This is a genomic window from Arthrobacter luteolus NBRC 107841 (assembly GCF_001552075.1).
Taxonomy (GTDB): Bacteria; Actinomycetota; Actinomycetes; order Actinomycetales; family Micrococcaceae; genus Arthrobacter_B; species Arthrobacter_B luteolus.
In genome coordinates, this window is record NZ_BCQM01000004.1 from 118,261 (window position 1) to 131,256 (window position 12,996).

The 12,996-nt window shown below is 66.8% G+C and carries 12 protein-coding genes; 8 read left to right on the forward strand and 4 right to left on the reverse strand.

The window, feature by feature from the left end:
* Positions 1-7: 7 nt before the first annotated feature.
* From dapA to AL3_RS09245, 6 genes are all read left to right on the forward strand, one after another.
* Positions 8-955 carry a 4-hydroxy-tetrahydrodipicolinate synthase gene (dapA, locus tag AL3_RS09225; RefSeq protein WP_066299745.1) on the forward strand — a complete coding sequence of 316 codons (948 nt, stop codon included), beginning with the start codon at positions 8-10 and terminating at the stop codon, positions 953-955.
* The gene (locus AL3_RS09230) at positions 952-2,307 is read left to right on the forward strand and encodes a heparan-alpha-glucosaminide N-acetyltransferase domain-containing protein (RefSeq protein ID WP_083521615.1); all 1,356 of its coding nucleotides are present in this window, start codon (positions 952-954) and stop codon (positions 2,305-2,307) included. Before dapA ends, AL3_RS09230 begins: the two co-directional genes overlap by 4 nt.
* Positions 2,304-3,350 (forward strand): hypothetical protein, encoded by a 1,047-nt coding sequence (locus tag AL3_RS18460; protein WP_066299758.1) that lies wholly within the window; start codon positions 2,304-2,306, stop codon positions 3,348-3,350. Before AL3_RS09230 ends, AL3_RS18460 begins: the two co-directional genes overlap by 4 nt.
* 70 nt (positions 3,351-3,420) lie before the next feature.
* Complete coding sequence (locus tag AL3_RS18465) at positions 3,421-3,639, forward strand: hypothetical protein (protein WP_151724095.1); 219 nt, start codon at positions 3,421-3,423, stop codon at positions 3,637-3,639.
* A 51-nt stretch (positions 3,640-3,690) separates the two neighbouring features.
* Positions 3,691-5,052, forward strand: a complete 1,362-nt coding sequence (locus tag AL3_RS09240) for a M1 family metallopeptidase (RefSeq protein ID WP_066299761.1) — start codon at positions 3,691-3,693, stop codon at positions 5,050-5,052.
* Positions 5,053-5,118: 66 nt separating this feature from the next.
* Positions 5,119-5,487 (forward strand): VOC family protein, encoded by a 369-nt coding sequence (locus AL3_RS09245; RefSeq protein ID WP_066299763.1) that lies wholly within the window; start codon positions 5,119-5,121, stop codon positions 5,485-5,487.
* Here the strand turns inward: AL3_RS09245 and AL3_RS09250 are convergent.
* From AL3_RS09250 to aceA, 3 genes are all read right to left on the reverse strand, one after another.
* The gene (locus AL3_RS09250; RefSeq protein ID WP_066299766.1) at positions 5,484-6,947 is read right to left on the reverse strand and encodes an amino acid permease; all 1,464 of its coding nucleotides are present in this window, start codon (positions 6,945-6,947) and stop codon (positions 5,484-5,486) included. The two genes, AL3_RS09245 and AL3_RS09250, sit on opposite strands and share 4 nt — an antisense overlap.
* Before the next feature lie 156 nt (positions 6,948-7,103).
* Positions 7,104-8,735 (reverse strand): malate synthase A, encoded by a 1,632-nt coding sequence (gene aceB, locus AL3_RS09255; protein ID WP_066299768.1) that lies wholly within the window; start codon positions 8,733-8,735, stop codon positions 7,104-7,106.
* Positions 8,736-8,824: 89 nt separating this feature from the next.
* Positions 8,825-10,132 (reverse strand): isocitrate lyase, encoded by a 1,308-nt coding sequence (gene aceA / locus AL3_RS09260; RefSeq protein ID WP_066299770.1) that lies wholly within the window; start codon positions 10,130-10,132, stop codon positions 8,825-8,827.
* Positions 10,133-10,277: 145 nt separating this feature from the next.
* Here aceA and AL3_RS09265 point away from each other — a divergent pair, with 145 nt between their 5' ends.
* Positions 10,278-11,774 (forward strand): helix-turn-helix domain-containing protein, encoded by a 1,497-nt coding sequence (locus AL3_RS09265; RefSeq protein ID WP_066299772.1) that lies wholly within the window; start codon positions 10,278-10,280, stop codon positions 11,772-11,774.
* A 24-nt stretch (positions 11,775-11,798) separates the two neighbouring features.
* Here AL3_RS09265 and map read toward each other — a convergent pair whose 3' ends face one another.
* On the reverse strand, positions 11,799-12,572 hold the full coding sequence (map, locus tag AL3_RS09270) for a type I methionyl aminopeptidase (RefSeq protein ID WP_066299774.1): 774 nt from the start codon (positions 12,570-12,572) through the stop codon (positions 11,799-11,801).
* Between the two features lie 63 nt (positions 12,573-12,635).
* On the opposite strand from map, the gene AL3_RS09275 reads away from it, so the two are divergent.
* Positions 12,636-12,938 carry a helix-turn-helix domain-containing protein gene (locus AL3_RS09275; protein ID WP_066300213.1) on the forward strand — a complete coding sequence of 101 codons (303 nt, stop codon included), beginning with the start codon at positions 12,636-12,638 and terminating at the stop codon, positions 12,936-12,938.
* Positions 12,939-12,996 lie beyond the last annotated feature (58 nt).

A 12,996-nucleotide genomic window follows, 5' to 3' on the forward strand; every position in this document is an offset into this window, starting at 1 on the left:
AGAGACCATGTTCAGCGAAGCAGCATCCTCGAAATCTTCGGTGGCTGAGGCTGCCTTCGGCCGCGTCCTCACGGCCATGGTGACGCCTTTCGACGCCGCCGGCAAGCTCGACCAGCCGGGCGCGGCAGACCTGGTCCGGTGGTTGTGCCGGGACGGCTGGAATGACGGAGTGGTGGTCAACGGGACCACGGGCGAGTCCTTCGCCACCTCCAACTGGGAGAAGGCCTCCATGGTCCACGCCGCCTCCAGCGTCCTGCAGGGGACCGGGAAAAAAGTGGTTGCGGGGGTGGGCTCAGGAGACACGGCCCACAGCATTGCGCTGGCCGAGGAAGCGGCGGCCCAGTATGCCGACGGCCTGCTGGTCGTGGCGCCGTACTATTCCCGTCCGTCGCAGGCCGGGCTGCTGCGCCACTTCCTTGCCGTTGCTGACAGCACGGACCTCCCCGTGATGCTCTATGACATTCCGAAACGGACCGGGGTGGCGATCAGCCCGGAAACCCTGGCAGCGGCGTCCCTGCACCCCCGGATCGTGGCGGTGAAGGATGCGAAGGGTGACCTGGAGTCCACTTCCAAGGTGATTGCGGACACCGGGCTCGCCTACTATTCCGGGGACGATGCGCTCAATCTGCCGCTCCTGTCCGTGGGCGCGGCCGGATTCGTCTCCGTGGTCGGCCACGTGGCAGCCCACCGCCTTTCCGCGCTCCTGGCAGCCTACGGCGAGGGACGCGTCCGTGATGCACTGGAGATCCACCGCAGCCTGCTGCCCGTTTACACCGGAGCCTTCCGGGCACCGGCAGCTGCCTCCATCAAGGCCCTGCTGAACCGGATTGGCCTTCCCGCCGGGCCGGTGCGGCTGCCCCTGGTGGACCTCACGGCGGAGGAAACGGCTTTGTTCGTGCAGGACGCGGAGACCGCCGGGCTCTCCGGCGCCCTCCTGACCGCAGCGGTCCAATGACACCAGAGCCGGACTCCTTCTCCGCCGGGAAAGCGGGTCAACATGTGGCCGGGACCCGGTCTGACGCCGCCCGGGATGCGGTCCCCGCCAAGTCCCGGCTGATGGGAGTGGACGCCGCCCGCGGACTTGCGCTGCTGGCCATGATGGCCATCCACATCCTGCCTGCCGTAAATGATGACCTGGAACCAACGCTGGCCTGGTCCCTGTTCGCGGGGCGCGGCGTCGCACTTTTTGCCCTGCTCGCCGGGCTGTCCCTGGCGCTCTCCTCCGGCGGAACCCGCCGCCTGGACGGCCGCTCGCTGACCGCTGCCCGAACCGGGATCGCGGTCCGCGCAGGCATCATCATGGTCATTGGGCTGCTGCTGGGATACCTGGCGATTCAGGCGCAGGTGATCCTCGCGTACTACGGCGTGATGTTCCTGCTGGCACTGCCCCTGCTGAAGCTCTCGGTCCGGGCATTGACCTGGCTGGCCGGATCGACCGCGCTGCTGATGCCGTTCCTGATGCAGGGCCTGCGCGATTACCTGCCGGACCCCGGGGAGGAGCAGCCCACCTTCACCGGCCTGTTCACGCATTTTGATGTCACCGCGGCCCAGCTTCTCCTCACCGGGGTGTACCCGGTCCTGCCCTGGATGGCATTTATCTGCGCAGGACTGGCGATCGGCAGGCTGGACCTGCGCAGCCGCCGGGTGCAGACGGGCCTGCTTGCGGGCGGCTGCGGCCTGGCGCTCCTGACCACCCTGGCCTCCGCTTTCCTGCTCGGCCCCGGCGGTGGACTGGAGAACCTGGAAGAGGTCAGGGGCGGTGAGGAAACGGTCAATGACATTCTGGTGTGGGGACCGGATCCCACCCTGCCCACAGATTCGTGGTGGTGGCTGGCCGGGATGGCACCCTACTCCAGCACCCCGCTGGCCATCCTGAACACCATCGGCATCTCCGTTGCCGTGCTGGCGGCGCTGCTCCTGCTCGGTCAGCGGGCGCGGCCGGTTATCTCTCCCCTGGCCGCCATGGGGTCAATGACCCTGACGCTTTACACCGCGCACCTGCTCCTGCTGGCCACCGGCCTGCTGGCAGACTCCCCGGAAATCTCCCTGATTGTGCAGGTCCTCCTGCTCAGCGTCTTTGCCGTCATCTGGGGACGAAAGCGGGGCCAGGGACCGCTGGAACGGCTGGTATCGGCGGCAGTCAAGCGCACACGCACGGCGGTGCTGGCCCGTGGCAGCAGCGGTCCGGGCAGCGGTCCCGGCCGGCCCGCCCACGGCAAGCACGGGGCCCGGGCAGAGAACCACCCCGAACACGGCCACCACCGGGCCGATGCGCGGGACCCGGATCCACCCCCTTCGGGCCCGTGAACGCGGGGCTGCGCGGGATCCCGCGCATCAGTGCGGCGCTCGGCGCCGCAGCGGCGCTGCTCCTCATGGGGGCAGCGCCGGTTCATGCACTGCCCCCGGAAGCACCGAGACCGCAGGACACCGCTGCGGCAGCGTCAGCGGCTGCTGCGGCGGCCGCGCGAAGCGGAGTCTCGCCCAATCCCTGTGCACGGCTGACGGCGGGTGAAGTGAAGTTCGACGTCGGTGCCGCGGACCGCGTCACGTTTGCCACGGCCCATGCCTACGGCGAATCTGAGGTGCTCATCACCGGGTGCGTGGCCGACGGGGAAGGCGGCTATGAGCAGGAATGGCAGGCCACCGGTTTCGCCGGGCGCAACGGTTTCGCCCCCGCAGGCCGGATGTGGGAGAACACCTTGTTTTCGCCCACCGGTACCTTCACCGTCACCGAGGCGCTCGGCAGAAAGAATCCCGGGACTGAACTGGAGTACTACACGCTGAACGAGGCATCACGCTGGGGCGGGGAAAAAGGGCCGACCTACAACCAGTACTTCGAGGGGACCGGCGGTCCGGCAGATGAAAACCTCTGGCGGTACATGAACAGTGGACTCTATGAGCAGGCAGCGGTGATCAACTGGAACCGTCCGCCGGATATGCCTGTCACCCAGGGCGCCTCGTTCGCCATCTTCCTGCATGCCGGCAACGCGAGGACCTGGGGATGCATCTCCACGGACCTGCCGACCGTGGAGAGGTTCCTGCGCACCGCGGTCCCTGGCGACAGAATGGTCATGGGAATCCAGCCGGACGTGTTTATCCCGTCCACCGCCCGCTCCGACGCTGCCGCAGCGGCCCGGGAAGCGGAAGGACTGGCCGCCGAAGCACGCGCCGCCGAAGCACGCGCATCGGCTAAAGCCGCTGCCGGACGGGAGGGCGGGGAAGGGGAACCGCACTGGGAACCGTACGCCGTGGTGGGGTTTTCCGTTGCCCTCTTCGCTGCCTATCTGGCGGCCAAGCTGCGCTCCTCCCGTGCGGAGCGGGCGCAGCGGGAAACGCAGGTGCCTCAATAGCTACCTTCTGTGACCGGTCCCGGCGCCGGACGTTCGGCCTCCGGGCGCGCCGCCGCTAGACTTTCACATCATGGGAAACAGCTTCGGAGACCGCCCGGGAACGGGCGAGAGTGGCTCCAGGGTGGGTTACCCGGAGGGGAAAGCCCTGTACGAGGAACGGATGAAGCTGCTTCCGGGCCTCTGGATGTCACCGGCTCCACCGTGGGACGAGCTCCCGGAAGACACCCGCGCCCGCTGGCAGCGCACGGCCGAAGAGGCCGACCGCCGGACCGGACAGCGGGATAACTAAGGCCGCTCCTACGGCTGACAAAACCGGGACGTGATGGCAGGATCAGGCCGCATGCACGCCGCCGATCCGTCCTTCGCAAACTTCCAGCTGGCGCAGTCCCCTTCCGGCAGCTATTCCGCCGGCCATGGCCACCGCGAATATGCGGTCTCCCGGTACGGACTCACCCTGGACTATTCAGTGACCGCCAACCTCCTCACCGGAACAGCTGAATTGGAGCTGGTGGCGCGGGAGCCCCTGGCCGGCATCGTCCTGGACCTCCAATCTGAGCTGGCGGTCAGTCAGGTGGAAGCCGGCGGGCAGCAGCTCCCGTTCACCCAGGGACGGCAGCATCTGCGGATTACCCTTCCGGGGCAGCTGCCGGCGGGCGCCGCCTTTTCCCTGCGGATCCGCTACGCCGGGTTTCCCCAGCCACTGGACGGACCGTGGGGGAGCATCGGGTGGGAGGAACTGACCGACGGCGCGCTGGCGGCCGGCCAGCCGGCCGGCGCACCCACCTGGTTTCCCTGCAACGATCATCCAGCGGACAAGGCCTCCTACCGGTTCGTGGTGACGGTGGAGGAAGAGTACCGGGTGGTCGCCAACGGTGCGTGCAGCGGCCAAACAGCGGAAGCAGGCCGGCGCACCTGGGTCTTCGAGCAGCCTGAGCCCATGGCGGCGTACCTCGCCACGGTGCAGATCGGCAGATATGAACAGGTGCGGCTGGGGGCACCGGGTTCGGAACAGGCACCGGGCGCACCGGTGCAGCTGTTGGCCGCGCCGGAGCGGCTGCTGCCCAAGGCACGGGCGGCCTTGATGGAGCAGGACCGGATCTTCGCGGCCTTTGAAAACTGGTTCGGTCCGTACCCGTTTGGCAGCTACACGGTGGTGGTGACGGAGGACAAACTGGAGATCCCCCTCGAAGCACAGACCATCACCGTCCTCGGCCGGAATCAACTGGGCAGGAAATCCCGCCGGCTGCTGGCCCACGAACTGGCCCACCAATGGTTTGGCAACTCGGTCACCGCTTCGGGCTGGCAGGACATCTGGCTGCACGAAGGATTCGCCACCTACGCGGAATGGCTGTGGTCTGAAGCCGCCGGACGGGAAACAGCCCACGAGCTGGGACAGGAAGCCTGGCACTGGCTCTCGCGCCGGCCGGAGAATCTCTGCCTGGTATCACCGGGACCGGAGCGGATGTTCGATGACCGCTTGTACGTCCGCGGCGGCCTGGCCCTGCACGCGCTGCGGCGGGTGGCTCCGGACAGCCTGTTCTTCGGCCTGCTGCGGACCTGGACCGCTGAGTTCCGGCACAGCAATGCCTCCACCACCGACTTTCTGGAACTGGCAGGCCGGATCTATGCCGGCACCGGAATTGATCCCGCTGCGGTGCTGGAACCGTGGCTGGTGGACACGGCGCTGCCGCCCTGTCCCTGAAGGACGGCTGGCCTGCCTGCCGGCAGGCCCGTTTACCCCGCAGGGGAACCATGGCATGATCCGGGAATGAAAATCACCAGGCAGGTAGTAGTTTTTGATGCCCCGGACCTCGACGCGGAGAGTACGTTCTGGGCGGCCCTGCTCGGCGGGACCGTCGAGACGGAGGAGGACTGGCACACGATCCGGGTTGAGGGCGAGGAGGTCCTGGGGATACAGCTGGCGCCGGGGCATGTGCCGCCGCAGTGGCCCGACGGCGAGCCGCAGCAGCTGCATCTTGACCTGATGATTGAGGAAGACCTGGCTTCCGCCCACGCCGAAGCCATGTCCCTCGGTGCCCGTCTGCTGCAGGCGGCGCCGCATCCGGAGGCGCCGCGGGGGTTCCAGGTCTACGCGGATCCCGCCGGGCATCCGTTCTGTCTCTGCTGGGGCGGCTAGGAGCGCACGTCCGCCGTCTGGGTACCGGCGTCCTCCCCGCCCGTACGGGAAGCTCCGGTGGGGTCCAAGCCGGTCTCATCGTCCAGGACGGCAGGTTCCCGCCCTGCTCCGCGGACCCACATCCGGTACGCGGCAAAGAGCAGGATAATCCAGGCCACGCCCACAATCAGGGCGATCCTGGTCTCCGGCATGATGCCAAGCAGCACCACGATGAAGCCCATAAAGGCCAGGGCCGCGTAGGACGCCACCGGCCAGAACGGCACCCCGAACTCCGACGCCGGCAGGCCGCGCCGCTTGATCTCGCGTTTCATACTGATGTGGGAGAGCAGGATCATCAGCCAGACCCAGACGGTCGCGAAGGTGGCGATCGAGGCGATCACCAGGAACAGCGACTCGGGCAGCACGGCATTAAGCACCACGCCAACGAGCAGGACGGCTGCCATCACCAGGACGGTCATCCAGGGCACGCCGTGCCGGGAGATCCGCGCGAATCCCGCTGGTGCCTGGCCCTGCCTCGCCAGGGCAAACATCATCCGGCCTGCACCGAAAGTATCTGAGTTGATGGCCGAGAGTGCCGCGGTGATCACTACCGCGTTGAGGATGTGCGCGGCCGCCGGAATGCCCAGGGCATCAAAAATCTGCACGAAGGGGCTGGTCTCGCCGTTGATCTGCTCCCACGGGAAGATCATCATCAGGACGGACAGGGCACCGACGTAGAAGAGCAGGATGCGCACCGGCACGGTGTTGACGGCGGCCGGAATGGCTTTCTTCGGGTCATCCGCCTCTCCGGCGGTAATCCCGATGGTCTCAATGCCGCCGAAGGCGAACATCACCACGGAGAAGGAGGCCAGCACGCCCCAGAATCCGTTGGCGAAGAAGCCTCCGGATCCCAGCAGGGTGTCCAGTCCCGGATCCGCGGCGTCCGGCAGCCCGAAGCCGAAGATGATGATCGCGGCGCCGCCGGCGATCATGGCGATGATCGCCGCGACCTTGATGATCGAGAGCCAGAACTCCGTCTCGCCGAACACCTTCACCCGCATCAGGTTCAGGGCAGCGATTAACAGAACGACGGCGAGGATCCAGATCCAGCGTGGAACGTCCGGGAACCAGAAGCCCATGTAGATGCCGAAGGCCGTGACGTCGGCGATGGCGACGATGGCCATTTCGAAAGCGAACGTCCACCCGGTGATGAATCCGGCAAACGGGCCGAGGTAGCGGTTGGCGTACTGGCTGAAGGACCCGGAAACCGGATGCCGCACGGCCATCTCTCCGAGCGCCCGCATCACCAGGAAAACTGCTGCTCCGCCGATGATGTAGGCGAGCAGCACAGCGGGGCCGGCCGCCTGGATGGCTGCGGCGGAACCGTAAAAGAGGCCCGTGCCGATGGCCGAGCCAAGTGCCATAAAACGGATGTGCCGGACGTTCAGCCCGCGGGCCAAAGCCTGGGCGAAGGAAGACATGCAAGAACACCTTGGGAGTGGAGGAGGCGCCGCAATGACGGCGCATCCATTCTACGCCTTGCCCCGCCCCGGCCCTGATGACGCGGGACACAGCAGCACCCAAAAAGAGGCGGGGCTGGCCGCCTGTGCGTCCAGCCCCACACTCCGCCTGCCTGGCTAAGCCGCAGCCGGTTCGCGGGATTCGTGCAGGAACCGGGCGTAGGCCGGAACGGTCAGGAAGGTGGGAAAGTGTTCGCCGCAGGCGACTTCCTCGAACAGCTCCAGGGCGTCGTCGAACCGGTCGCCGTCGAAGCGCTCCAGGCGGCCGAATTCTTCCTCCAGCAGTTCCTGCACCCAGCCCGGGGTGACGATTTCTCCGTCGCTGGTGACGGCGGAGGAATGGATCCACTGCCAGATCTGGGAGCGGGAGATTTCGGCCGTGGCGGCGTCCTCCATCAGGTTGTTGATCGCCGCTGCGCCGTTGCCGCGCAGCCAGGACTCGATGTAGCGGACGCCGACCTCGATGTTGCTGCGGATGCCCGCTTCGGTGATCATGCCCGGGGTGGCCGCGATGTTCAGCAGTTCCTTGTCGTTCGGGATCACGTCCTCACGCAGCCGCTCCAGCTGGTTCGGGCGCTCGCCGAGGACTCCGTCGAACACCTCCAGGGCCACCGGCACCAGGTCCGGGTGCGCCACCCAGGAGCCGTCGAAACCGTCGCCGGCTTCGCGGGTCTTGTCTGCGCGCACCCGCTCCAGCGCGACGTCGTTCGCTGCCTTGTCTTTGCGGTTGGGAATGAAGGCGGCCATGCCGCCGATCGCATGGGCGCCGCGGCGGTGGCAGGCCCGCACCAGCTGCTCGGTGTAGGAGCGCATGAACGGGGCCGTCATGGTCACCAGGTTGCGGTCCGGGAGGATGAAGCGCGGGCCTCGGGTGCGGAAGTTCTTGATCACCGAGAAGATGTAGTCCCAGCGCCCTGCGTTCAGGCCGGCGGCGTGGTCGCGCAGTTCGTACAGGATCTCTTCCATCTCGAACGCGGCCGTGATCGTCTCGATCAGCACGGTGGCGCGGATGGTGCCCTGCGGGATGCCAAGCAGGTCCTGGGCCAGAATGAAAATGTCATTCCACAGCCGGGCTTCGAGGTGGTTTTCGATCTTCGGCAGGTAGAAGTACGGGCCGCGGCCTTCGGCGATGAGCCGGTGCGCGTTGTGGAAGAAGTACAGGCCAAAGTCCACGATTCCGCCGGCGATCGGGGTGTTGTTCACCAGCATGTGCTTCTCCGGCAGGTGCCACCCGCGCGGCCGCACCACAATGGTGGGCAGCTCGGTCAGCCGCGAACCGTTGACCTGGTATTCCTTGCCCTCGGGGGAGGTGAAGGACAACCGGTAGTCCAGGGCGTCGCGCAGGTTGAGCTGGCCGTTGATCACGTTGGACCACGACGGCGTGGAGGAGTCCTCCATGTCCGCCAGCCACACCTTGGCACCGGAGTTCAGTGCGTTGATGCTCATCTTGCGGTCCACCGGACCGGTGATTTCCACCCGGCGGTCTTCCAGGCCCGGGGCGGTGGGAGCCACACGCCAGGAGTCATCCTCGCGGATGTGCCGGGTTTCGGCCAGGAACGCCGGGTCGGCACCGTTGGAGATCTGCTGCCGGCGGGCCTGGCGCTCCTGGAGCAGTTCCTGGCGCCGGGTATGCGTGGCCTGGTGCAGCGCCTTGACGAAGTCCAGGGCCTGCGGGGTGAGGATTTCCTCCTGGCGCCGGACCGGCGCTGCAGTGAGGGAAATGCCGTTCAGGGTGATGGGGTCGTTCATGGCGGGCTCCTTGGCGTGTTTCGGGTGCTGCTGGGTCCCTTCCTCCCTCCCGGCGCACTGGCCGGGAGGGAGGAAGGAGGTGATGTTTTCTAGTGGAACTGGGCGGTTTCGGTGGAGCCGGCCAGTGCCAGGGTGCTGCCCTCGGGGTTCAGGGCGGTGGCGATGGCGTCGAAGTAGCCGGTGCCGACTTCGCGCTGGTGCTTGGTGGCGGTGTAGCCGCGGTTTTCGGAGCCGAATTCCTTCTCCTGCAGCTCCACGTAGGCGCTCATGCCGTTGCGGGCGTAACCGTGGGCAAGGTCGAACATGGAGTAGTTCAGGGCGTGGAAGCCGGCGAGGGTGATGAACTGGAACTTGAAGCCCATGGCGCCGAGTTCACGCTGGAACTTGGCGATGGTGTCGTCGTCCAGGTGCTTCTTCCAGTTGAACGACGGCGAGCAGTTGTAGGCGAGCATCTGGTCCGGGAACTCGGAACGGACGGCTTCGGAGAACTTCCGGGCCAGCTCCAGGTCCGGGGTGCCGGTCTCCATCCAGATCAGGTCGGAGTACGGGGCGTAGGCCTTGGCCCGGGCGATACACGGTTCGATGCCGTTGCGGACCTTGTAGAAACCTTCCGCCGTGCGCTCGCCGGTGATGAATTCCTGGTCCCGCTCATCGACGTCTGAGGTAATCAGGGTGGCGGCCTCGGCGTCGGTCCGGGCGATCACCACGGTGGGTGTGCCGGCGACGTCCGCTGCCAGGCGGGCGGCGTTCAGGGTGCGGATGTGCTGGCTGGTGGGGATGAGCACCTTGCCGCCGAGGTGGCCGCACTTCTTTTCCGAGGCGAGCTGGTCTTCCCAGTGCACGCCCGAGGCACCGGCCTGAATCATGGACTTCATCAGTTCGTAGGCGTTCAGCGGGCCGCCGAAACCGGCCTCGGCGTCGGCCACGATCGGCACCAGATAATCGTCCACGGTCTGGATACCCTCGGCGAATTCGATCTGGTCCGCGCGGAGCAGGGCGTTGTTGATGCGGCGGACCACCGTGGGAACGGAGTTGGCCGGGTAGAGCGACTGGTCCGGGTAGGTATGGCCGGAGTTGTTCGCATCGGCTGCCACCTGCCAGCCGGAGAGGTAGATGGCCTTCAGGCCGGCCTTGACCTGCTGCACGGCCTGGTTGCCGGTGAGGGCGCCGAGGGCATTGGTGTAACCCTCATCGCCGGCGTTGCGCACCTGGTCCCACAGCTTCTCTGCGCCGCGGCGGGCCAGGGTGTGCTCCTCCTGGACGCGGCCCCGGAGCTTGACGACGTCCTCCGCGGTGTAATCGCGCTCGATGCCGTCCCAGCGTGAATCGGTGGCCCATTCCTGGGTCAGCTGCTCAGCGGTGCGTGCTGTGCCTTCGGGGCTGTGTTCCTGCGTCATGGCCGTTGATCTCCTCGGTTGCGGTGCGAGCCGGCTGCTGAAAGCCGGCGTTTCCTTGCTGTGGGATCAACCCTCCGGCAATAACAACCCCCTTTCTAGAGGTTTTCTCTGGAAAGAAACGCAGTTCTTCGCTTATTGTGAATTTGTGACGAGCACAACATGGAACCGGCCCGCTCCTGCCGGCAGAACGGACGACGACGGCGGTGCCGACTCCTCGCTCGACGTCATCAGCCTGGGCCGCCGGGTGCGCCACCTGCGCAAGGGAAAAGGGATGACGCTCGATGATCTGGGTGCCGCCGTCGGGACCGTGGCCTCACAGCTTTCGCTGATTGAAAACGGCAAGCGGGAGCCGAAACTCGGGCTGCTGCAGTCTCTGGCCAAGGCGCTGGACGTGAGCATCGACCAGCTGCTGGGGTCCGAGCCGCCCAGCCGCCGGGCGGCCCTGGAAATAGAACTGGAACGGGCGCAGCGCGGGCCGCTGTATCAGTCCCTGGGTCTGCCGAAGGTTCGCGTTTCTTCGCGTTTGCCCCTGGATGTGCTCGAATCCCTGGTGGGCCTGCAGTCCGAACTGGAGCGCCGGCTCAATGAACAGGTGGCCACGCCGGAGGAGGCCCGGCGGGCGAACGGCGAGCTGCGGGCCATGATGCGCGAGCGGGACAACTACTTCCCGGAGTACGAGCAGGCGGCGCAGCAGGTCCTGGACTCCGTGGGGCATACCAACGGCCCGCTCTCCCAGCACGTGATTGCGGACATTGCCGCCCACCTGGGCTTCAGCCTGCACCACGTCTCCGACCTGCCGCACTCCACCCGCTCCGTTACGGACCTGAAGAACAAGCGGATCTACCTCACCCAGTCACAGCGCTCCGAGCATGATCCCCGCTCGGTGCTGCTGCAGGCGCTGGGGCATTTTGTGCTGGATCACCAGACGCCGCGCAGCTACGGCGAGTTCCTCAGCCAGCGGGTGGCCACCAACTACTTTGCCGCTGCGCTGCTGCTGCCGGAAAAGGCCACGGTGGAGTTCCTGCAGCGGGCCAAGGCCGCGAAGGAAATCGCCGTGGAGGACATCCGTGACGCGTTCGCCGTGTCCTATGAGACAGCGGCGCACCGGTTCACCAACCTGGCCACCCGGCACCTGGACATCCGGACGCACTTCCAGAAGGTGCATGAAAGCGGCATTGTCTACAAGGCCTATGAGAACGACGGCGTGACGTTCCCCTCCGACCACACCGGCGCCATCGAGGGTCAGCCGATCTGCCGGTACTGGACCAGCCGTGAAGTGTTCTCGGTGCCGGATAAGTTCAGTGCCTACAACCAGTACACGGATACCCCGGCCGGCACGTTCTGGTGCACGGCACGGACCGAGCGCAGCTCCGGCGGGCTGTTCTCGCTGAGCATTGGCGTGCCGTACGCGCATGTGAAGTGGTTCCGCGGCCGGGACACCACCGAGCGGTCCAAATCCCGCTGCCCGGATCCGGACTGCTGCCGCACACCGCCGCAGGAGCTGGCCTCGGAATGGTCGGGCATGGCCTGGCCGAGCGCCCGTGCGCACTCGCACCTGCTGGCTGCACTGCCTCCGGGCGCGTTCCCGGGGGTGGATGAGACCGAGGTGTATTCGTTCCTGCAGGCGCACGCGGGGGACTGAGCCGCCCAGATCTTCCGGGGGGTTTTACCTGGAGGGCAGTGTGAGGATCTCCGCACCGTCCTCCGTGATGGCAATGGTGTGCTCGCTGTGCGCGCTCCGGGCACCGGTGGCGCTGCGGAGCGTCCAACCGTCCGGGTCCATGGCGAGTGTGGCGGTGTCGGCCATGACCCACGGTTCCAGGGCGAGCAGGAGCCCCGGGCGCAGTTCGTAACCCCGGCCGGGCCGTCCCGTGTTTGGCACGTGGGGGTCCTGGTGCATGGTGGAGCCGATGCCGTGGCCGCCGAACTCGGTGTTGATCGGATAGCCCGCCTCGCTGAGGACCGAGCCGATGGCGTAGGAGAGATCGCCGATGCGGGCTCCGGGCTTTGCAGCGGCGATACCGGCGGCGAGGGCACGTTCGGTCGCGCTGATCATCGCGGTGCTCTCCGTGTCCACTGAATCTCCCACGACGAAGCTGATGGCGGAGTCGGCCGCGAACCCGCCCTTCAGGACCGCGAGGTCCAGGGACAGCAGGTCGCCGTCGGCCAGCGTGTAGTCGTGGGGCAGTCCGTGGAGCACGGCGTCGTTCACCGCTGTGCAGATGTAGTGGCCGAAGGGTCCGCGGCCGAAGGACGGCTCGTAGTCGACGTAGCAGGAGGTGGCGCCGGCGTCGTGGATCATGGCAGCGGCCCAGCGGTCAATCTCCAGGAGATTGGTCCCGGCCACCGCCCGCTGCTTCAGGGACTGCAGGATGTCAGCAACCAGGGCACCGGTCTTGCGGGCCTTGGCTACTTCGGCTGGATTCAGGATTTCAATCATGCGCTCTCTTCCTCATGGGACCAATAACTATACCGGCCATATTATCCCGGTATGATGGGCGTCATGGTCAGACTGCCGCTTACAGCAGAAGAGGTCCAGCGCGGACAGCGTTTGGGGGCTCTGCTGCGCCGTGCCAGAGGCAACCGCACGATGCTCGAAACTGCCCTCGACGCCGGTATCTCCCCGGAAACGCTGCGGAAAATCGAATCCGGCCGTGTGGCGACACCGTCCTTCCCTTCGATTGCGGCGCTCGCCGACGTCCTGGGCCTTTCCCTCGACGCGGTGTGGGCCGAAGTGCGCCAGCCGGAACACTGTGCCCAACCGGCGGACTCCGGCGTGCTGGTCCGCGGGATGCTGGCTTCCTAGGGCAGAGGGACTCCCCGGGCAGGGGGCCGGGCGGGCCGGGTTCCGGTCTGGATTCCCG

Bases quoted from the DNA above. Each gene is read 5' to 3' on its own strand.
- dapA (WP_066299745.1), top strand. From the start codon at position 8: ATGTTCAGCGAAGCAGCATCCTCGAAATCTTCGGTGGCTGAGGCTGCC.
- AL3_RS09230 (WP_083521615.1), top strand. From the start codon at position 952: ATGACACCAGAGCCGGACTCCTTCTCCGCCGGGAAAGCGGGTCAACAT.
- AL3_RS18465 (WP_151724095.1), top strand. From the start codon at position 3,421: ATGGGAAACAGCTTCGGAGACCGCCCGGGAACGGGCGAGAGTGGCTCC.
- AL3_RS09240 (WP_066299761.1), top strand. From the start codon at position 3,691: ATGCACGCCGCCGATCCGTCCTTCGCAAACTTCCAGCTGGCGCAGTCC.
- AL3_RS09245 (WP_066299763.1), top strand. From the start codon at position 5,119: ATGAAAATCACCAGGCAGGTAGTAGTTTTTGATGCCCCGGACCTCGAC.
- AL3_RS09250 (WP_066299766.1), bottom strand. From the start codon at position 6,947: ATGTCTTCCTTCGCCCAGGCTTTGGCCCGCGGGCTGAACGTCCGGCAC.
- aceB (WP_066299768.1), bottom strand. From the start codon at position 8,735: ATGAACGACCCCATCACCCTGAACGGCATTTCCCTCACTGCAGCGCCG.
- aceA (WP_066299770.1), bottom strand. From the start codon at position 10,132: ATGACGCAGGAACACAGCCCCGAAGGCACAGCACGCACCGCTGAGCAG.
- map (WP_066299774.1), bottom strand. From the start codon at position 12,572: ATGATTGAAATCCTGAATCCAGCCGAAGTAGCCAAGGCCCGCAAGACC.
- AL3_RS09275 (WP_066300213.1), top strand. From the start codon at position 12,636: ATGGTCAGACTGCCGCTTACAGCAGAAGAGGTCCAGCGCGGACAGCGT.